The organism is Mesorhizobium sp. M0854, assembly GCF_040319815.1.
In the GTDB taxonomy this organism is placed as follows: domain Bacteria; phylum Pseudomonadota; class Alphaproteobacteria; order Rhizobiales; family Rhizobiaceae; genus Mesorhizobium.
Genome location: NZ_JAMYOL010000010.1, coordinates 160541 through 181199, shown reverse-complemented (window position 1 = coordinate 181199; position 20659 = coordinate 160541). Strand labels below are relative to the sequence as shown.

Below are 20659 nucleotides of genomic sequence, written 5' to 3'. Positions count from 1 at the left end.
CTTCTCCCCGTTCTACGGGGAGAAGGTGCCCGACGGGCGGATGAGGGGCAGCGCGGACGTCCGCGGTTGGCCAATCTCCCCACCTGAGGGGGAGATGGCCGGCAGGCCAGAGGGGGGCGCTGTCCCGCTGGCGTCTAAAGGATAGGTATCCCGATTGTGGTTGTCCTGAACTTTACCCGAAGTTCGCCGTCAGCCACGCTCACCAAAAACACCGACTTTGGTTCCTTGTAAGCGCCAAGCTTCTTGCATCTCTCGCATACATTGAGCAGCTTGCGCGCATCAGCCGATACTTCGACGCGCCACGGCGGTGACGAATGCACCAAAGAGCCCATGATCGGTGTTTCCACCATGATGCCGCCGGCAGCAGGCGAGAGGATCGTATCCTTCGGAATACTGCCCATTGCGCCAGCCGGAGCGCGGCGCATTTGCGGCAACTTCGCAACCGCCTGATAGAAGTCGAGGGCGCTGACTTCGACCGGTGGATGTGCAAGCGTTGGAGACTTGCTCATCGTCCCGCCTCCTTCATGGCCTCGGTGATTGCCACCGTGTCGACGCTCACGCGCGTCACCCGCATCAGCAGATCGATTACCCTCTCCTTGTAATCGGCGAAACGATAGGTATTGAACTTTTCGCGGATCGTCGGGTCCTTGGGTGTCTTTTCCTTGTACTGATCGAGTATCCAGTCGAGGCCTGAGCGATTGCCAAGCCGATAGTCCCACGCTTCCTTCGGAACGCCGGAGAGCTGTGTTTCGGTATCGAGCCTGATGATGCCGTTGTCGCGGTCGGCCCTAAGCATCGCCTTCGGCGCAACGCCCGTCGCCCGCACCTTCTCGTCCGGAGTATCCAGTCGTTCCAGCGGCCAAGGCTCGACGCTCTCATAGCCGATATGCAATTCCATCAGGCGCCTGCCCCATTCTGCCCATTTCCAAAAGTCGGGATAAAACGGAATGCGCGGGAACTCGCGCTTCAGATTTAACGCATATTTTTCGCGGTAGACAGGGTCGTGCAGCACGCCGTAGACGTAGTGAAAAATGTTTTCCTTGGTCAGGGCCAGAGCCGCTTTCCGCGAGCGGCCAATCTCCTCTCCGGGGGGAGAGATCGTACCGGATACATCCCGCCCTTCCTTATTACCATACGCCTTCTGGAACTCCTTCACCGCCCAGTCGGTAATGTTGTCAATTCGCTCGCCCGCGCCGGTGTAGCGGAATCTAGGTAAAAACTGGGCCGCATTCGGAAGAAAAAGATCTTTATTCGGAACTGTATTGCTTGCAAACACGCCGAAGTCGGCGCGATCTTCGAGGCTAACAGAGAAGCCGACGTTTTCTGACGCTTGGGTTGGGAAGAACTCAAAATTCTGGTACGGTCTGTGTGTGAAAACCGGAGCGAAATAGGTGCATTTGCGGACAAATGGACGGTAGGTTGATTGATAGATATTCCTCTTATCAAATATGAGGCGTGTGCCACGAGTTAGATGGTGTTCAAGCTCGGAGGTCCATTTTATCTCTCGTGAAACTAGGTCAGATGTCTTGCCTTTTCGATCAGAGGCTCGCCACGTTGCCACTTCGCGCTCGAACACCGTGATAAAATGGGTGGCCTTTTTGGTTAGCGCCACTTCATTGTTCGAGTATGCCCATTCGTCTCGATTGGTAACAATTCCGAGAGAATAAAGTCGAAAAATTGCTTTCTCCTGAGCCTTTGTCTTCGCCGCTTTAGACTTCTTGTCCGCGACCGGCATGAGAGAATCCCAGTCGTTCTCAGTCAGATTGATCCAGTTGGCGTTCTTGTCGGGCTCGATGCGTTGGTACGAAATCGCCGATGCCTTGCTGTTCGCAAGAAAGGTCAGCTTGTCCTCGGCTGTGTCGAACTCCGGGCGCCGCGTATAGAAAATCTTGCAGCCCTTCTGCTTGTGTCGCTTGATGAAGAACGAGATCGCCACGCCTGTCTGGATGCCGAAGACATTGTGCTTGGTCCCGGAAAGCTTCGGATTAGTGCGCACGTCGCCACCGAGATCGACCACATAAATCTCGTTGAACTCTTGCGCCACCGCCTTGCGGAATCCGTCGAACGTCCGGCTTTCGATGAAGCTTCGATTGGTGATGAAGGCCAATACACCGTCATCGGCCATGCGGTCCGACGCCCAGCGGAAGAACCGGGCATACATGTCATAGACCTTGGTCTTTTGCGCCGTCGAAAGCCTGATGTAACTCGACTTGATGAGCTGGTCGATCCGGGGATAGTCACGGTTCTTGTTGTTGTCGTTCTCATTGGCTTGGTTGGCATTGTACGGCGGATTGCCGATGATAACGGAAATCTTGCGCTTGTTCTGCCGCCTGACGCGCGCGACGTTTTCATCCGAAAGGCCGGCAAACATGTCGTGCTGATAGCCGGCCTTGATGCCGAGCCCACCCACATTGTCCAGTGTGTCAACGAAGCAGAGGTTTGGAAACTCGGCGAACTGTCCCGAGATCGCGGCATAGGTCGCCTCGATGTTCAAATTCGCCACGTAGTAAGGCAGGATCGCCACTTCGTTGGCGTGCAATTCGTTCTTGTACTTGTGCGCCAGCTTTCGCGGCTGGCCACGAAAATGCTCCAGGAGCTCACAGATGAAGGTGCCAGTGCCTGTCGCCGGGTCGAGAATCTCGACATGCTCATCAATGAGTTGCCTGCCGAAATGTTTCTGCGTCAGCCAGTCAGCGCCCTCGATCATGAATTTCACGATCTCGTTCGGCGTGTAGACGACACCCAGCCGGTCCGCCTTCTTCTTGTCGTAGACCTTGTAGAAATTCTCATAGATCAGCTTCAGGAACTGCTGCTTTTCCTGGTGGCTGGAGATCAGCGCCGCATTGGCGCGGATCGTCGCATAATAGGTCTCCAGACCCTTCAACGTCTCGCGCTTGATCTGGCCGGTGAAGAATTTCGCCTCCAGCGCATAAAGCTCTTTCGCGATGTTATTCTCGCGATGGAAGTCGCTGTTGTCGAAGACGTGGGCGAAGATCTCCTCGGTCAGGATATGCTGGATCAGCATTTCCCGTATGTCCGCCTCTCCGACAGACGGGTTGATCGTGTCCTTGGCGTGCTGCAGGAATTTGTCGGCAGCCGCGCGAAAATCCGGATTTTTCTCGTAGGCGGTGTCGATGCGTTCACGAAGTGCGGTCAACACCGCCGGAATGTCGTGCTTGAACTGTTCGACCGCCTTGCGGAAATCGCGGATTTCCTCGCGCTCATATTTGAAGAAAAGCGAGACGAGCTTGAGCAGGTTTTCGGTGTCCGTCATCGAGCAGCGAAAAACTTCCTGCCGATTCTGGATCAGGACCGCCGTGCCTGAATTCTCGAAAATGATGTTGTCCTGCGGATAGCCCTTGGCCAGTTTCTTGCGGATTTCCTCGTCGAGGTCGTCTGCCGTGTCCTTGGCTTCCCAATAGCCGAGCGGTACGCGCAAATCGTGTAAGATCGTTCCATCGGGACGGATGCGGTTCTTCTGCGGGGATAGAAATTCGTACTGACTGATGAAATGCAGGTTGTGCTGGCGAGCCCACGCCTGGAGCAAATCCTTGAAGGCTTCCGAGATGACCCCCTCGGTGATCGACCCGGAGAACTTCCGCAATCTGTCGATTTCGTTGAGATATTGCTGGATAAGCAGTTGCGACATGTTTCCCCCGGAGCGTCCGCATTAGAGCGGGTTTTGCGCTTGTGTGAAAGTGCATGAACGCCCACGTTGCCCCGTCATCTCAAGAACAGCGCAAATTTTCGAAAGCCTGCGCCGCCCCTCATCCGCCTGCCGGCACCTTCTCTCCGTATAGAGACGGGGCGAAGGAAAGCCCACCCAACCGTTTCTTAATGTGTCTCCGCTACACCCAACCCCTGTAAATTGGCGGAAAACGGAGAGTATTGGGTGCGCTTTTCCGCGGCGACGACAGCCGGGCGGTTCCTGCCGCAGCGCCTTGCGCTGCGCATCAGGCCGCTGCTTGGCCTGATCGATGCCGTGCTGTTCAGCGCCGGCGCGCGCGGCGAGGCCGGCCGCATGTCGCTGATCGCCTTTTCGGTCCGCATCGTCAGCGCCGTCATCGCCTTCGTCAGCCAGGTTTTGATGGCGCGCTGGATGGGGTCGTTCGAATACGGCATTTTCGTGCTCGTGTGGGTGACGATGGTCATCGTCGGCAATCTCGCCTGCCTCGGCTTCCACACCTCGATCATCCGCTTCATTCCCGAATATCGCGAGCGCGGCATGCTGGCCGAACTGCGCGGCATCGTGCGGGCCAGCCGGCTGTTCGTGCTGGTTGCCTCGACGCTGATCGCCGGCCTCGGCGCGCTCGGCGTCTGGCTGCTGTCGGCCTTTATCGAAGACTACTATGTCGTGCCGTTCATCCTCGGCATCATCTGCCTGCCGATGATTGCCATGTCCGACCTGCTGCAAGGGCTGGCGCGGGCCAATTCCTGGGCGCTGTTTGCGCTGTCGCCGACCTTTCTGGTGCGGCCGCTGCTGATCCTGGCGTTCATGGCGCTGATGCTGCTGGCGGGCTATGCGCCCGACGCCAAGACGGCGATCTTCGCCGCCATCGCCGCCACCTATGCCACCACGCTCGGCCAGCTTATCGGCGTGACGTCGCGCATCGACAAAAGAATCCCGGCCGGGCCGATGAAGCTGCATTTCGGCCAATGGTTCATCGTCTCGCTGCCGATCTTCCTGGTCGAGAGCTTCTTCTTCCTGCTCACCAATGCCGACGTGCTGATGGTCGGCGCCTATCTCGATCCCAACGACGTCGCCGTCTATTTCGCCACCGTCAAGACGCTGGCGCTGGTGCATTTCGTCTATTTCGCGGTCAAGGCCGGCGTCGCCCAGCGCTATGCGCAGTTCACCCATGGCGAGCCGCAAAAGCTCGCCGCCTTCGCCCGCGAAACCGTGTCGTGGACCTTCTGGCCGTCGCTGGCGATGGCGCTGCTGGTGCTGGCCCTGGGCGAGCCGATGCTGACCCTGTTCGGCCCGGAATTTTCCGCCGGCTATCCGCTGCTGTTCCTGCTGGTGCTCGGCGTCGTCGCGCGGGCCGCCGTCGGCCCTTGCGAAAGCCTGCTCACCATGAGCGGCAACCAGAATATCTGCGCCGCCGTCTACGCCATGACGCTGGCCTTCAACATCGCGCTTAGCGTCGTGCTGATCCCGCTCTTCGGTCTGTGGGGCGCGGCGATGGCCACCGTCTTCGCCATGATCTTCGAGGCCGGCGCGCTGTCCTTCACGGTCTGGCGCAAGCTCGGCATCGTCATGGTCATTTTCGTGCCCGCCAAAGGAGCCGCCTGATGGCTGCCGTCCCCTTGCTCGAGGAAACCAGCGGCGGCCCGGCTGGCGCCATGGTGTCCGGCCTTGCCGGGCTTGCCCGCGAAGCCGACCCCGCCCATGTCGAGATCCTCGCCAACAACCGGCCCGAGCGCAGGCTTGCCATCTATCCGGCCTCCGCCGGCTTCGACCTGGTCGAGGAGCTCGACTATCTCTGTACCCGCACGATCGAGTCCAACATCTTCTTCAATCCGCGCTTCCTGGCGCCGGCCATGCCGAGGCTCGAGGATCGCGAGGTGCGGCTGGCGGTCATCCGGGACGGCGACCAGTATCGCAACCGGCTGCGCCTGCTGGTGCCGTTCTCGGTCGAGCGGCCGATGGTGCCGCTCGGGGTTCCAGTCATGCGCACCTGGTCGAGCCCGTTCGGCCCGATCGGCACGCCCCTGGTCGACCGCGACGATCCGATCGGCGTCATCGAGGATTTCTTCGCGATGCTGTCGAGGCCTCATCTCAAGCTGCCGAAGGTCTTCGTCCTGCCCGACATAAGGCTGGATGGCCCGGTGGCGAGCCTGCTCGCCAGCGTCGCCGAAACGCGCGGCCTGACGCTGGTCACCACCGGCAAGGCCGAGCGCCCGGTGCTCGAAAGCGAGCTCGACGGCGAGGAATATCTGAAAGCTTCGCTGCGCGCCCACCATTATCGCGAGTTCCGCCGCCTGAAGCGCCGCCTCGCCGACCTCGGCCGGCTGGAGCATGTCGTGGCGCGCGGGCCGGACGAGATCCGCCCTGCCATCGAAAATTTCCTGACGCTGGAGGCTGCCGGCTGGAAAGGCCGCGAGCGCACCGCCATGGCCATCGACCGCTACCGCGCCGCCTTCGCCCGCGAAGCGGTGCACCGGCTGGCCGAGCAGGATCTCTGCCGCATCCATTCGCTGACGCTCGACGGCCGCACCATCGCCTGCCTGGTCGTCTTCGTCGAGGCCGGCGTCGCCTACACCTGGAAGACCGCCTATGACGAGACGCTCGCTGCCTATTCGCCGGGCACGCTGCTGATGATCGAGGTGACCAGGCAGCATCTCGACGATCCCAACATCATGATGACCGATTCCTGCGCGGTGCCCGACCATCCGGTGATGAGCCGGCTGTGGAGCGAACGCAAGCCGATGGGCACGCTGGTGATCGGGCTGACGCCGGATGCCGACCGCCCCGCCCGCCAGGCGGCATCGCAGCTTCACCTCTATCGCGAGACCCGCAACATGGCGCGCCTGCTGCGCAACCGGATGAGGAGCCTGTTGCGCCGGCGCTAGTGCATGGGGTCCAAAGTGGGACCCGGCCCGGCCGTCCGTCTCCGCACCGTCGGCTCTCTCGGGCCTAGGTCGTCAGGGTTAATTCTCCCGATCAGCGGAAAGGATTAGCATCGACGCAGTCCCAACCGGGATGAGGCGATCAATTACGGCCGCGCGTCCAGCATCACTGCCGCCTCGGTCCTGCACGGCCAGAAGAAAAAAATCCGGGAGGAATGCATGACGAAAACAACTCACCTCAGGCGTCTAGGGATCCTCACATTGGCAGGTCTCGTTGGTGCGTGTCTGAACGCCGCCACTCCTCGGGCGGCCGAACCCGACAAAGCCGAGATCGATGCCCTGCGTAAATCGCTGTCCAGGTATGAAGACTACAAGGTTGCCATTCGCGAGCTTTATCTATCGACGGTTGGATGCGTCTTCTACAGCGGCGAAAAGGTAGAGGGAGCGATGGACTACCCGAAGGGCGCGATGGGCATCCATTTCGTCAACGTCACGACTGTCGGCCCGACCGCGGATCCGACGCGCCCCAATGTGCTGATCTATGAGCCGGTCGGCGGCGAATTGCGCCTGGTCGGCGTGGAATGGCTCGTGCCCTTGACGCCGGACACCAAGGAGCCGCCGAAGCTTTTCGGCCAGACATTCATGGGGCCCATGGAGGGGCATTATCCGCTCATCCCGAAGGAGTTCCACCACTACGACCTTCACGCCTGGCTGTTCAAGGACAACCCGCTCGGAATGTTCAGCCCGACGAACCCGGACGTGAAATGCGACAACTATGCGTTCCCGATGCCGGAGCAGCCGACCAAGATGGTGCCGGGGCCGATGTGAGCGACCTCGTTACCGCCTGAGGCCGTCGGAGGGGCCGGCCGCGGCCTCAATAGCAGTTATCCCAGGAGGGCTCCTGGGATAACGCCAGCCGAGCTCGCTTGAGCGGCCGGATAATGGCCTATCCTAACTTTATCCGGCGGTTAGCCAGGACGCTCGTTGCTCTCGGTCGATTCCCGAAAGCCGTGTCATTGGACCTGGCCGCAGCCTCGCTCCGATCGCCGTCGCGAAGCCACATGACATCGCTCTGGCCGACGCTGTCGGCAGGACGTCACGAAGCGGACGCGGTGACTTTGGGGCGTCCGAACTCGACGTCCCAGCTGCGCTCCTGGGGTGCGGTTTCGCCACTCAGGCCGAGTTTGGGGAAAAGCAATTCAGCGACGTTGAACGCCTCTTCCAGATGCGGATAGCCGGACGCGATGATGGTTTCGATGCCGATCTCCTGATATTCGCGAATGCGCGCGGCAACATTGTCGGGATTGCCGACCAGGGCCGTCCCCGCACCTCCGCGCACCAGCCCCGGTCCCGCCCATAGATTCGGGCCGACGACCAGCCGGTCGCGGCGGCCCTGATGGAGCGCCGACATGCGCTTTTGGCCGACGGATTCCGAAATGTGGACAAATCCCTTCTGGGCTTCGGCGATCAGGTCGTCGGTGACGTGGCTGATCAGCCGGTCGGCCGCCGCCCACGCCTCATCCTCCGTTTCGCGTACGATAAGGTGAATGCGCAGGCCGAAGCGCATCGTGCGGCCTTTCGCTGCCGCGGCTTCCCTGACGCGGGCGATCTTTTCGGCAAGCTGGTCCACCGGTTCACCCCAGCTCAGATAGGTATCCACGTGCTTGGCGGCGATCGCGATGCCGGCATCCGAAGAGCCTCCGAACCAGAGTGGCGGATGCGGCCGCTGAACCGGCGGGAAGGAAATGTCGGTGCCGTGGGCGGAAAGATATTTGCCGTCGAAATCCGCCGGCTCACCCGAAAGGATTCGCCGCCAGATCGTCAGGAACTCGTCGGTCTGTGCATAGCGCTCGTCATGACTGAGCTTGTTGCCGTCGCCGGCGAGATCGGCCGGGTCGGCTCCAGTGACGACATTGAGCAGGACACGACCGCCGGAAATGCGGTCCAGAGTGGCTGCATGACGCGCAAACAGCGCCGGTGTACCGCTGCCCGGCCGAAGTGCCACGAGGAACTTCAGCCGTTCGGTGAGCGGGATCAGCCCGGCCGCCACGATCCAGGCGTCTTCACAACGCGTTCCTGTCGGCAGGAGCACGCCCTTGAAGCCAAGCCGGTCCGCAGCCTGGGCGATCTCCCTGAGATAGCCGAAGGTTGCCGGGCGGTGCCGCTCGTCCGTGCCGAGATACGGTCCATCGCCATGGGTCGGCAGATACCAGTAGAGGTCGAGCGGACGGGTGTTGCTGGACATCGGATTGTTTCCTTCAGCGATTGCGGAATGTCTACGCAAGCGTCAGATCTTGCCCTTCCAGGGGATGAGGCGATGCTCCAGCCAGCGCATGCCGCTGGTAAAGGCGAAGGCAAGGATGGCGATGACGATGAGGCCGACGAAGACGACGTCGGTGGCGAGAAAATTGGCCGCCGACATGATCATGTAGCCGAGGCCCGACTGGGCCGCGATCAGCTCGGCCGCTACCAGCGTGGACAATCCGGCGCCGATGGCAATCTTCAGGCCGGTCATGATTTCCGGCAACGCGGACGGCAGGATGATGCTGGTGAAAAGTTGCAGCCGGCTCGCACCGAGCGACAGCGCGGCATTGATGCGTTCGGCCGGCACCGACCGGACGCCGGCCTGTGCGGCAAAACAGATCGGGGCGAAGGTCGACAGCGACAGGAGCACGATCTTGGACGTTTCGCCGATGCCCAGCCAGATGATCAGCAGCGGCAGGTAGGCCAGAGGCGGCAGACCCCAGTAGAGATCGATCGGAACGCTGAAGATGCCCTTGACCCAGCGATTGAGTCCCATCAGCAGGCCGAGCGGAATGCCCAGGAAAATGCCGACACCGAGCGCCGCGGCGATGCGGCCGAGGCTGGCGAGTGTGTGCTCGAGGAGCGTACCGTTGGCATAGCCATCGGCCCAGACGGCGCTGAACTGGGTCAGTACCTCGGCGGGCGACGGCAGGAACAGCGGCGACGCCCAGCCGAAGCGCGTGGCCAAAAACCACAAGGCGATGAGCGACGCCAGGGTGACCAGGCTGATGCCGAGCGTGCTTGTCGAAGCGGACCGGCGCGTCTTGGGAGACGGCGCGCGTTGAGCTATCGAAGACGAAAAAGAGGTTCCGGAATTGGCGGCGAGCGTCATTGCAAGGTTCCTGTGCGGGCGCCTTCCGGCTGGTGGATGAGCGAGCGGATTTCCTGCCGCAGTTCGATGGAAACGCGGGTGGGACTGGATCGGCCCGATGTCGCCGCTCTCAGCGAAGTCGCGAACGAAGTCGGCGTCGAACCGGGCAACGATGCGGCCTGGTCGAGGCGACATCACAACGATGGTGGTGCCGAGCGTGAGGGCTTCCTCGATCGAATGGGTAATGAACAGGATCTGCTTGCCGGTCTTGGCCCAGACCGAGGCCAGAAGCTGCTGCATCGTCTCGCGCGTCAGGCTGTCGAGGGCGCCGAACGGCTCGTCCATCAGCAGGATCTTCGGATCGGTGGCCAGCGCCCGCGCGATGCCGACTCGCTGGCGCATGCCGCCGGACAGTTCATAGGGCGGCTTTTCGGCGAAATCGGCGAGCCCGACCAGTTCCAGCAGACGCCTCGATCGCTCATGGCGTTCACCGCGCCGCACGCCCCGGTATTTCAGGCCGAGAGCGACATTGTCCAGCACATTGGCCCAGGGCAGCAAGGTATCTTTCTGGAAGACGACGCCACGATCGCCGCCGGGCGCGACAATTTCTTTTCCGTCCAGTGTGATCGTGCCTTCGGTGAGCGGCAGGAAGCCGGCGATCGCGTTGAGCAATGTCGACTTGCCGCATCCGGAAGCACCAACCGCGACAACGATGGAATCTGGAGCGATATCGAGCGAGACGTGATCAAGCGCGTGTACGTCCTGGCCATCCGAGGCCGGAAAAGTCACGCTGGCATCGCGGATTCGAAGCATGGTGGGCCTCCAAGCAGTCTGGCTGGCGAGAATTCCGCCAGCCAGAACCTGAATGTCGTCAGGTGATTTCTAGTTGGAGGCCTTGGCAGCGTCTGCGTATTCCGGATCGGCGAACGCGGCGTAGCTGTCCTTGATGGCGGTGATCTTGTGCTGGTCCTTCAGGAAGCCCGCAGTGTCCTTGAGGATTTTCGCAACGGCGCTCTTCTCACCACCGCCCAGCCATTTGTCGGACACCTGCTCGTCGAGCGGCGGAACCACTGTTGTCTTCAACTGCTCCGAATTCTCGGCCGCCGTGCCGCCCTGCAATTTGGCGATCAGCTTGGCGCTCTCGGAGTCCGGTCCCCATGCGGCCGGGTTGCTCAGGTAGGCGGTGTTGTAGCCGTCGATCAGCCGGACATACTGGCCGAGGAAGTCGGGATTGGCCTTGGCGAAATCGCCGGTCACGACCAGCGCGCTGAAGGTCGGCGCTCCACGGTCGGCGACCTGGCCGGCTGTGAGCAGAACCTTGCCGTCCTTTTTGAGTTCAGAGAGTGCCGGATCCCAGACGAAGGCCCCGTCAATGTCGCCGCGCTTCCAGGCAGCGACGATTTCGGGCTGCGGAATGGCGATGACCTGGGTTTCCTTCTCCGAAATGCCTTCCTGCTTGAGGACGGCGAGAAGCTGGTAATGATCCGTCGATACCGGCGCGGCCGCGAGCTTCTTGCCCCGCAGGTCGGGTGGCGACTTGATATCGGGCCGCACCACCAGGGCTTCTCCGTCACGGGAGACCGAGGAGATGTAGAAGGCCTTCACGTCGATGCCCCTGCTGACGGCTGCGGCGAACGGACTCGATCCGACATCGCCGATCTGGACGTCGCCGGATGCGATGGCAGCAAAGATGTCAGCACCGGAATTGAAGCGGCGGTATTCGATGTTCCAGCCGGTTTTCTTGGCAAGATCGCCATTGGCAATGCCGAGATTGTAGGGATTGGCACCGGTCTGGTAGGCGATGACGACTTTCTTGTCGTCGGCATGCGCTGCAGCGGATGCGGCCGCTACGGCAAGCCCGACAAGGGCGGCGGAAATAAGTTTTCGCATGGAGCCTTAATCCTTTTGAACAGAGGGCAAACCCCTCGACTGCCCGCTCTATTCAAAGAGCGTTGGATTAAAGTCCACTGATATTATAGACTTAGATAGCAATGGAATTCTTAAAATCAGCTCGCGCTTAAAAAAGAATTCGGATTTAGACGGCACGCTGTCGCCCGCGGGATTATTCAGGCGCAAAATGCGGAGTGCTTACGGGCCGCGCCTTGGCAATATATCGCCCATCAGGCACTTGCCTTGGCACTTTATCCGTCAGCCCGAAGCCGCCCGGACCGGTTGGCTCTTCGGCTGGCGCGCTGAAAGCAGGGCAACGAATTGATCCACGGCCTGCCCGGCCCGCGCCAGAACCAGCGAATCTACGAGCTTGCCGTCGGCAAAGTCGCTGTCACTGCCATAGACGGCGCTCGGCACCGTCAGGGCGGAGTAAAAGCCAAACAGCGGGCGAAGCTGATGTTCGACTACCAGCGCGTGGCGCTGGCCACCACCCGTCGCGCCGATCAGGACCGGCCGGTCGACGAGCGCCAGTGGATCGATGAGGTCGAACAGATGCTTGAACAGGCCAGCATAGGAGCCGTTGTAGACCGGCGTCGTGACGATCAGCGCGTCGGCCTGTTCGACCGCGTTTACCACATTCAGCGCCTCCGGCGTCAATTCCCTTCGCGTAAACGCAGCACCCAGACCACGGCCGGCATCGACAAGATCGAGGAAATTTACTGTGACAGACAATCTTTCGCGCAGCGCCTCGCCGAGATGATGCGCCAGCGTCCGCGACTTCGACGGCCTGTGGGTGTTGCCCGAAAGCACGACGATGTTCTGGCGCAGCCGTTCGACGTGGAAATTCATGGGCTCTCTCATCTGTCCAAAGCAATTGGAAACGCGGGCGGGGCCGCCGGCCCCGCCATTTCGTCGGCGACCGTCAGGCGGCGCGCAGAGGCCGTGTCAGCGGGATCGGCGCGGCCGGCTCCGAACGCGGCACGCGGCCTTCGACCGGATGGCTCGGATCATTGAACCCATGCGTTGAGGCATGACCGGCAGTGACGAGGCGGTCGACAAAGGCCTCGTCCTCGGCGCTCAGCCTGAAGTCCAATGCCTTCGCATAGCTGTCCCACTGTTCCTCGGTACGCGGGCCGGCGATCGCCGCCGTGATCAGCCGGTTGTTCAACACCCAGGCCAGCGCGAAATCGGCGGCCGAGACGCCGCGTGACTTTGCGTGCGCCGCGATCTGCCTGGCGATCTCGATCGATTCCGGGCGCCACTCGGTCTCGGCGATGCGCTTGTCGCCACGGCCGGCCCGCGTGTCGGCGGCAGGCGCCTGGTTCGGCTCGTATTTGCCGGTCAGCACGCCGCGCGCCAGCGGGCTGTAGGAGACGACGCCAAGACCGTAATAGGCAGCCGCCGGCAGCTGTTCGGCCTCGGCGGTGCGGTTGACGATGTTATAGAGCGGCTGGCTGGCCACCGGCCGGTCGATGCCGAGTTCATCGGCCAGATGCGCGACTTCGGCGATGCGCCAGCCACGAAAGTTGGAGACGCCGAAATAGCGCAGCTTGCCCTGGCGGATCAGGTCGGCGATCGCCCGCACCGGCTCTTCCAGCGGCGCATCGAAGACGGCGCGGTGGAAGTAGAACAGGTCGATATAGTCTGTTCCCAGGCGCCGCAGGCTGTTCTCGACCGTCTGGATCACCCATTTGCGCGAATGGCCGCCGAGATTAGGCCCCTTGTCATGCGAGTTGACGAACTTGGTCGCCACGACCCAATGATCGCGCGTCGCCTTGATGCCGCGACCGACGACTTCCTCGGACTTGCCGTTGTGGTAGACGTCGGCGGTGTCGATGAAGTTGATGCCTTGCTCGCGCGCCTTGTCGATGATGCGATGCGCGACCGTCTCCTCGGTCGGCCCGCCGAACATCATCGTGCCCAGGCTGAGCGGCGAAACCTTCAGGGCGCTGCGGCCAAGATAGCGGTAGTCGGACATTTTTCTGCTCCGTTGAATTTCAGTTGATGGTTGGTTCGGCGTAGTGGCAGGCGACATGGTGTCCCGGCGCGATCGCCCGGAACGCCGGTTCCTGCGAACGGCACAGATCGGTCGCCAGCGGACAGCGGGTATGGAAACGGCAGCCGCTGGGGATGTTCTGCGGGCTTGGCAGATCGCCATGGATCGGCGCGGCCTGACGTCGGCGCGCCGGGTCCGGCACGGCATCCATCAGCGCGCGCGTGTAGGGATGCTTTGGCGAGGTCCACAGCGCCGCATTGTCGGCGCTTTCGACAATGCGTCCGAGATACATAACCAGCACCCGGTCGGCGAAATAGCGAACGACTGATAGATCGTGCGAAATGAAGAGATAGGACAGGCCGAGCTGACGTTTCATGTCGACCAGCAGGTTCAGAATCTGCGCCTGGATCGAAAGGTCGAGCGCCGACACCGGCTCGTCGCACACAACCAGTTCCGGATTGAGGATCAGCGCCCGGGCGATGCCGATGCGCTGGCGTTGCCCGCCGGAAAATTCATGCGGGTAGCGGCCAAGCGAATCCCTCGGCAGACCGACACGCTCGATGATGTCCTCGACGATGGTGCGCCGCTCGGCCGTGTTGCCGATGCCATGGACCTTCAGTGGTGCTGTCAGGATGTCGCCGATCGTGTGGCGCGGATTGAGCGATGCGAACGGATCCTGGAAGATCATCTGGATATTACGGCGCGCCGCCTTCAGCCGGCGCGTGTCGAGAACGGTGATGTCGGTGCCGTTGAACTCGATCCTGCCGCTAGTCGGGTCGACCAGCCGCATGATGGTCTTGCCTAGCGTCGATTTTCCGCAACCGCTTTCGCCGACGAGACCAACCGTCTCGCCGCGTCCGACTTCGAGGGATACGCCATCGACGGCGCGCAGCGTGCCGCCCTGGGCGTGGAAATGGGTGGAAAGGTCAGAGACCGAGAGCAGCGCCATGCGCAACCTCCGGAATGAAGCTGTAGGGGCAGGCGACTAGACGATCCTCGCTCACCTCGACGAGGTCGGGTACGAAATGGGCGCAGCTGTCGCGCGCCACCGCGCAGCGCGGGCGGAACGGGCAGCCCTTTTCGCCGGCGGCCGAGACGATACTGCCGGGAATCTCCGTCAGCCTGGCGTCGCGGTAGTGGAGATTGGTCTTCAGCCGCGGCGACGCCGCCAGCAGGCCGCGCGTATAGGGGTGAAGGGGTGTTCTGAACAGTGCGCCCGGCAGCGCCTGTTCAACCTTGCGGCCGGCATACATGACGACGACCTTGTCGGCCCATTGTGCGACGACGCCAAGATCGTGGGTGATGAGCATGACAGCCATCGACAGTTCGCGGCGCAGCGTATCGAGCAGGTCGAGCACCTGCGCCTGGATGGTCACGTCGAGCGCCGTCGTCGGTTCGTCGGCAATCAGCAGGCGCGGCCGGCAGGCGACGGCGATGGCAATCATGATGCGCTGGCGCATGCCGCCGGAAAGCTGGTGCGGATAGTCATCGATGCGCCGCTGCGGATCGGGAATGCGAACCAGATTGAGAAGCTCGATGGCACGGTTCCGCGCTGCCTTGCCGCGTATGCCTTCGTGCAGCGTCAGCACCTCGGTGATCTGCCGGCCGATGGTCAGCACCGGATTGAGCGACGTCATCGGCTCCTGGAAGATCATGGCGATCTCGCGTCCGCGCAGGCTCCGCATAGCCTTCTGGTCGAGACCGAGCAGATCCTTGCCGGCGAATTCGATCCTGCCATTGGGTATTTTCGCCGAGCGCGGCAGAAGCTGCATCAGGGCGAGCGCGGTCAGCGACTTGCCGGAGCCTGATTCACCAACGATCGCCAGCGTCTCGCCCTCACCGACCTCGAAGCTCAGCCGGCTGACCGGCTCGGTGGTCGGGAAGCGAACCGTCAGATTGTCGATCCTGAGCAAAGGAGCCGCCATCTCTATCGCTCCTGTGAGAAGCGCGGGTTGAGCGCGTCGTTGAGGCCGTCACCGATCAGGTTCAGCGCCAGCACGGTAAAGACGATCGCCAGTCCCGGAAGCGCTGTCAGATACCAAGCGGTGCGGATCAATTCCCTGCCCGCTCCGATCATCGAGCCCCAGCTGACGACGTTGGGATCGCCGAGGCCCATGAAGGACAGCGCCGATTCCATCAGGATCGCGGTCGCCACCATCACCGACGAGGTCACGATCAACGGCGGCAGCGCATTGGGCAGGATCTCGCGGAAGATAATGCGGGCATGGCCGTAGCCGAGGCTGCGGGCGGCCATGACGAAATCCTTCTCGCGGATGGCCCGGAATTCGGCGCGGGTCAACCGCGCCACCGTCGGCCAGGTGATGACGGCGATCGCCACTGTCACGACAGGCGCGGTCGGCTGCGCGATCGCCACCATGACGACCAGCAGCACGAAGCTCGGTATGGTCTGAAAGATCTCGATCAGGCGCACCAGCAGGTCGTCGATCCAGCCGCCGAAGTAGCCGGCGGCGGCGCCGACCAGGATGCCGAAGCTGAGGCCGAGCGCGGTCGCCACCAGGCCGACGAACAGCGAAATCCGTGCGCCATGCAGAATGCCCGAAAGCACATCGCGGCCCATGGAGTCCGTGCCCAGTGGGAAGGCTGGGTTCTGGCCCGGCCACAGGAAGGGCCGCGCCACCATCGATAGCGGATCGGCCGGATAGAGGACTGGTGCCAGCAGTGCGGCCAGCACGACCAGTGACAGGAACACAACGCCGAACATGGCGTTGGGATTGCGCAGGAAAACCTTCAGCGCACGCCCGCCAGCGGCTATCGGCACCGACGCTGCCGAAGCGGAGCGTGCGTCGGGCGCGTGGAGATTGCTCCAACTCTTTGCCTCGGGTTCAGGCGGTGCCGCGGGCCCGCGGGCATCGGCATGGAGACGGCGGGAACGGGCATCGCCCGCGGCGAAATCGGTGGAAGCCATCAGCGTACTCCGATGCGGGGATCGAGCCAGGCGTGCAGAAGATCGACGGTCGCGTTGGCGATGATCACCAGCAGCGACGACAACAGAAGGATGCCGAGCAGCACGGTGAAATCGCGGCCCATGACCGCTTCGAAGGCGAGACGCCCGAGGCCGGGCCAGGAATAGACAGTCTCGACAACCACGGCGCCGCCGAGCATGCCGCCGACATGCATGCCGGCCATGGTGGTAATGGGGATCAGCGCGTTGCGCAGGACATGGCGAATGGTGATGAAGGCCGGCGGCAGGCCCTTGGCTGCGGCGGTGCGCACGTAGTCCTGCGACTGGACCTCCAGCATCGCCGCTCGTGTCAGCCGCGCATAGATCGCCACGTAGAACAGCGCCAGCGACAGTGCCGGCAGGATCATGTAGCGCGCCCTGTCCCAGAGCCCGGCAAGGCCGGTCAGGTTGCTGCCGATGGTTCCCGAGCCGCCGCTCGGCAGCCAGCCGAGCTTGACCGAAAACAGCACGATCAGCATCAAGCCGATCCAGAAACCCGGGATTGAATAGAACAGCAGCGAAATAACGGAGAGCACACGATCCGGCAGGCGCCCGGCAAACACCGCCATCACCGATCCAAGGGCGAGGCCGAGCACAATGGCGACGGCCAGAGCCACCGCCATCAGCACCAGCGTGCCGGGCAGCCGCTGGCCGATCAGGTCGGCGACCGGCATGCCGTAGCGCGGCGAAAAGCCGAGGCTGAAATGCGCCAGATTGTAGAGATAGTTGAACAGCTGGACGAGAAGCGGATTGTCGAGCCCGAAGCGCTGGCGAAGCGCCGCCATCGTTTCGACAGTGGCCGAGCCAGCCTCGCCGGCCATGACATCGGCGGCATCGCCGGGCGCGAGCTGCAGCAGGAAGAAGTTCAGGATGACGATGCCCAGAACGGTCGGCACCGCCTGCATGGCGGTGCGCCGGAAGGTTCTGCCAATGCGCGTCAGGGTCGACATCGTTTTCGCTATCCCGGCTGTGGCTGACGATGCGGGTTTGCTGTTTCCCGGAAAGTTCCGTGCTTTTTAGTTGACAAGATTTATAGACATTGTCAAACCTGATTTAAGAAATTTTATCCTGCAAATGGCCTCATTGCAGAATATAATTTTATTTCATACTACAAACTTAGCTGTTTGAAGTATGAAATCTTAAGCGCGGGAGCAGGTCGGCCAAATCTTTTCGCAAACGAGCCCGCTCTTGGAACAACGGATTTTTAGCCTGGTGGCCGACGATCGGCCGATCGGGTCCGGCAGCAAAAAAGGACCAGGACGCTATGTCTCATTTCCTCAGTCCGAACCGCCGCAGGTTCCTCGGCATCTCGGCGGCCGCGCTCGGAGCGACCCTGTTGCCTGCATCGCGTAGCGCCTACGCCGCCGAGCCGAAACAGGGTGGAACGGCGACGCTGGTGCTCTCGGCTGAGCCGCCTGTGCTGACGACCATCGCCCACACGGCATTCAATTCGGTCTACGTCTCGGCAAAGACCACCGAGGGCCTGCTGACCTATGATTTCGATCTCACGCCGCGCCCATCCCTGGCCAGACAATGGTCAGTCAGTGACGATGGGCTGCAATACACCTTCAAGCTGCGCGAAGGCGTGAAGTGGCATGATGGCCAGCCGTTCACCGCCGCCGACGTCGCCTATTCGATCACCACGATCAGAGAGGTTCATCCGCGCGGCCGCAACACCTTCCTCAACCTTGTAGACATCCAGACGCCGGATCCGCTGACCGTAACGCTGGTTCTGTCGAGGCCGGCGCCTTACCTGATCACGGCCCTGGCTGCGGCCGAAACGCCAATCGTGCCGAAGCACCTCTATGACGGCACAAAGGCAGCCGAAAATCCGGTCAACGTCGCTCCGGTCGGCACCGGCCCGTTCGTCTTCAAAGAATGGGTGCGCGGCAGCCACATCGTCTACGAACGCAATCCTGATTACTGGGACGCGCCGCGCCCCTATCTCGACCGGCTGATTGTCCGCTTCATCCCGGACGCGTCGGCGCGCGCATTGGCGCTGGAGACAGGCGAGATCGATCTGGCGCCGGCAACGCCGATTCCGTACAGCGATTTGCAGCGTTTTGAGACGCTGCCGCATATCGGCTTCGAGAAGCAGGGCTACCAGTATTCCAACGGCATCAGCCGGGTCGAGTTCAACCTGGAGAAAGCCTATTTCCAGGATGTTCGCGTCCGCCGCGCCTTCGCCCATGTCATCGACCGCAACGTCATCCGCGAGACGATCAACTATGGCTATGGCGAAACCATTCCAGGCCCGATCAACCCCAATCTGAAGAAGTGGTTCGTCGCCGACCTGAAGACCTATCCGGTCGACACGGCCGCCGCCGATAAACTGCTCGATGAAGCAGGCTTGCCGCGCGACGCCAACGGTACCCGGCTCAAGCTTGTCCACGACTATGTCCCGAGCGGCGAAACCTACAAGCGCGGCGCCGATTACATCAAGCAGGCATTGGCCGCGGTCGGGATCGAGGTCACCGTGCGCAGCCAGGATTTCGCCACCTACACCAAGCGCATCTACACCGACCGCGACTTCGACTTCACCTTCAACGGCATGAGCAATCTGTTCGACCCGACGGTAGGCGTACAGCGCCTCTACTGGTCGAAAAATTTCAAACCCGGCGTGCCGTTCTCCAACGGTTCGAAATACAGCAATGCCAAGGTCGACGAACTTCTTGAAGCGGCCGCCGTCGAGGTCGACCACGAAAAGCGCTTCGAGCAATGGGCCGCGATCCAGCAGATCCTTGTCGAGGACCTGCCCGATATCGGCATCGTCAGCCAACCGGAAATCACCCTCTACAACAGGCGCATAGCCGGTCATACGGTGGGCGCCGAGGGCAATGCCGGCTCCCTCGCAACCGCCCATATCGTCGCCTGAGCCCTGACCCGTGCGCGGTCCTTCGCACGGGTTCCCTTCCTCCACCCGAGAAAGTTCGCCATGACGCTCGCCCACAAGCCTGGTTCCATCGTCGGCACGCCCTTCTTCAAGGCGCCGACCGACTATCCGGACAGCCCGCTGTCGAAAGCGCTTCAGCAGCCGGTGCTGCTCGGGCTATTCCTGCCGATCCAGGCCGGTGGCTGGACCAACTCGACCTTGCCGCGCTCGACCGACTGGCGCTTCGACTACAATCGCGACCTGACGTTGAAGGCCGAGGAGCTTGGCTTCGACCTCGTCTTCGCGCTCAGCCAGTGGTTGCCCAAGGGCGGTTATGGCGGTGTCTTCAACGGCCAGGCGCTGGACAGTTTCGTGTCCGTCGCGGCTATGGCCGCGATCACCAAGAAGATCATGCTGATCTCGACCATGCATGTTCTCTACGGCCCGTGGCATCCGCTGCATCTGGCGAAATTCGGCGCCACACTCGACCACATCTCCGGCGGCCGCTGGGGCATCAACGTCGTCACCGGCCATCGCGCCGTCGAACATGAAATGTTCGGCTGGAACCGTATCGAGCACGACCGCCGCTATGAACTCGCCGCCGAGTTCGTCGAAGTGCTGCAGCGACTGTGGCAGGACGACGAGAATTTCTCATTCTCCGGAGAATCGAGCTGGAAGCTCAATGGCGGCTTCGTCACGCCCAAGCCGAATTACGGCCGGCCGATCCTGGTCAACGCCACTGGCTCCGATGCCGGCATTTCCTTTGCCGGCCGCTATTCCGACATCGTCTTCGTCACCAGCCCGGCCGGCTCCGACATCGCCAGCGCGCTGGAAGCGCTGCCGGCGCATACGAAGAAGGTGAAGGACGCAGCCCTCGGCGTCGGCCGCACCGTGCGCACGCTGCTCAACCCGCTGGTCATCAGCAGGCCGACCGAGAAGGAGGCCTGGGCGGTCGCCGATGAGATCGTCGCCCATGCCGACAGCCGCACGCCGAAAGGCTTCCAGACCTTCAACAGCGATGCCCAGGCCTGGAAAGGACGCGAGGGCCGCGACGATCCCTACGCCAAGGTCGGCGGCAACATCTATCTCATCGGCACGCCCGAACAGATCGTCGACCAGTTCGTCAAGTTGAAGGACGCCGGCATTGACGGCCTGCAGCTGTCCTTCTTCGATTTCAAGCCTGACCTCGAATTCTTCGGCGAGAACATCCTGCCGCTGATGAAGCAGGCCGGCCTGCGCAACACCTAAGGAGCC

At 62.0% G+C, this 20659-nt stretch carries 17 protein-coding genes and 1 pseudogene; 6 read left to right on the top strand and 12 right to left on the bottom strand.

The window, feature by feature from the left end; genetic code table 11:
- Positions 1–134: 134 nt before the first annotated feature.
- Both NKH99_RS17985 and NKH99_RS17980 read right to left on the bottom strand, forming a co-directional pair.
- Positions 135–509 (bottom strand): hypothetical protein, encoded by a 375-nt coding sequence (locus NKH99_RS17985; protein WP_353014858.1) that lies wholly within the window; start codon positions 507–509, stop codon positions 135–137.
- Positions 506–3160 carry a type ISP restriction/modification enzyme gene (locus NKH99_RS17980; protein WP_353014857.1) on the bottom strand — a complete coding sequence of 885 codons (2655 nt, stop codon included), beginning with the start codon at positions 3158–3160 and terminating at the stop codon, positions 506–508. Before NKH99_RS17980 ends, NKH99_RS17985 begins: the two co-directional genes overlap by 4 nt.
- 12 nt (positions 3161–3172) lie before the next feature.
- Here NKH99_RS17980 and NKH99_RS17975 point away from each other — a divergent pair, with 12 nt between their 5' ends.
- The 4 genes from NKH99_RS17975 to NKH99_RS17960 all read left to right on the top strand — a co-directional run bounded on the left by NKH99_RS17975 (position 3173) and on the right by NKH99_RS17960 (position 7398).
- A complete protein-coding gene (locus tag NKH99_RS17975) occupies positions 3173–3325 on the top strand; it encodes a hypothetical protein (RefSeq protein ID WP_353014855.1) in 153 nt (50 codons plus the stop codon).
- Positions 3326–3892: 567 nt separating this feature from the next.
- Entirely contained in the window at positions 3893–5293 is a 1401-nt protein-coding gene (locus tag NKH99_RS17970) for a lipopolysaccharide biosynthesis protein (protein ID WP_353014854.1), read from the top strand.
- Positions 5293–6573, top strand: a complete 1281-nt coding sequence (locus NKH99_RS17965; protein ID WP_353014853.1) for a GNAT family N-acetyltransferase — start codon at positions 5293–5295, stop codon at positions 6571–6573. The genes NKH99_RS17970 and NKH99_RS17965 overlap by 1 nt, the downstream gene beginning before the upstream one ends.
- A 216-nt stretch (positions 6574–6789) precedes the next feature.
- A complete protein-coding gene (locus tag NKH99_RS17960; RefSeq protein ID WP_352616929.1) occupies positions 6790–7398 on the top strand; it encodes a hypothetical protein in 609 nt (202 codons plus the stop codon).
- Positions 7399–7666: 268 nt separating this feature from the next.
- Here NKH99_RS17960 and ssuD read toward each other — a convergent pair whose 3' ends face one another.
- The 10 genes and pseudogenes from ssuD to NKH99_RS17910 form a co-directional block, all read right to left on the bottom strand.
- Positions 7667–8815 (bottom strand): FMNH2-dependent alkanesulfonate monooxygenase, encoded by a 1149-nt coding sequence (gene ssuD, locus NKH99_RS17955; protein WP_353014852.1) that lies wholly within the window; start codon positions 8813–8815, stop codon positions 7667–7669.
- Positions 8816–8857: 42 nt separating this feature from the next.
- A complete protein-coding gene (locus NKH99_RS17950; RefSeq protein WP_352542466.1) occupies positions 8858–9706 on the bottom strand; it encodes an ABC transporter permease subunit in 849 nt (282 codons plus the stop codon).
- Positions 9703–10498: pseudogene (locus tag NKH99_RS17945) on the bottom strand (taurine ABC transporter ATP-binding protein). Before NKH99_RS17945 ends, NKH99_RS17950 begins: the two are co-directional and overlap by 4 nt.
- A 69-nt stretch (positions 10499–10567) precedes the next feature.
- Positions 10568–11575 (bottom strand): taurine ABC transporter substrate-binding protein, encoded by a 1008-nt coding sequence (tauA, locus tag NKH99_RS17940; protein ID WP_353014851.1) that lies wholly within the window; start codon positions 11573–11575, stop codon positions 10568–10570.
- 258 nt (positions 11576–11833) lie between these two features.
- Positions 11834–12424: an FMN reductase gene (gene msuE, locus NKH99_RS17935; protein ID WP_352471353.1), complete on the bottom strand. Its 591-nt coding sequence runs from the start codon at positions 12422–12424 to the stop codon at positions 11834–11836.
- Between the two features lie 73 nt (positions 12425–12497).
- Positions 12498–13553: an aldo/keto reductase gene (locus NKH99_RS17930; RefSeq protein ID WP_352623097.1), complete on the bottom strand. Its 1056-nt coding sequence runs from the start codon at positions 13551–13553 to the stop codon at positions 12498–12500.
- A gap of 19 nt (positions 13554–13572) precedes the next feature.
- Positions 13573–14520 (bottom strand): ABC transporter ATP-binding protein, encoded by a 948-nt coding sequence (locus NKH99_RS17925; RefSeq protein WP_352471355.1) that lies wholly within the window; start codon positions 14518–14520, stop codon positions 13573–13575.
- The gene (locus tag NKH99_RS17920; RefSeq protein WP_353014849.1) at positions 14498–15496 is read right to left on the bottom strand and encodes an ABC transporter ATP-binding protein; all 999 of its coding nucleotides are present in this window, start codon (positions 15494–15496) and stop codon (positions 14498–14500) included. Before NKH99_RS17920 ends, NKH99_RS17925 begins: the two co-directional genes overlap by 23 nt.
- A gap of 2 nt (positions 15497–15498) precedes the next feature.
- Positions 15499–16497, bottom strand: coding sequence for an ABC transporter permease (locus NKH99_RS17915; RefSeq protein WP_352683030.1), 999 nt, complete (start codon positions 16495–16497; stop codon positions 15499–15501).
- Positions 16497–17483, bottom strand: a complete 987-nt coding sequence (locus NKH99_RS17910; RefSeq protein WP_352769907.1) for an ABC transporter permease — start codon at positions 17481–17483, stop codon at positions 16497–16499. Before NKH99_RS17910 ends, NKH99_RS17915 begins: the two co-directional genes overlap by 1 nt.
- 314 nt (positions 17484–17797) lie before the next feature.
- Here NKH99_RS17910 and NKH99_RS17905 point away from each other — a divergent pair, with 314 nt between their 5' ends.
- Together NKH99_RS17905 and NKH99_RS17900 are read left to right on the top strand one after the other, a co-directional pair.
- Positions 17798–19408, top strand: coding sequence for an ABC transporter substrate-binding protein (locus NKH99_RS17905; RefSeq protein WP_352979331.1), 1611 nt, complete (start codon positions 17798–17800; stop codon positions 19406–19408).
- 60 nt (positions 19409–19468) lie between these two features.
- On the top strand, positions 19469–20653 hold the full coding sequence (locus tag NKH99_RS17900) for an LLM class flavin-dependent oxidoreductase (RefSeq protein WP_352471360.1): 1185 nt from the start codon (positions 19469–19471) through the stop codon (positions 20651–20653).
- The last annotated feature ends 6 nt before the right edge of the window (positions 20654–20659 follow it).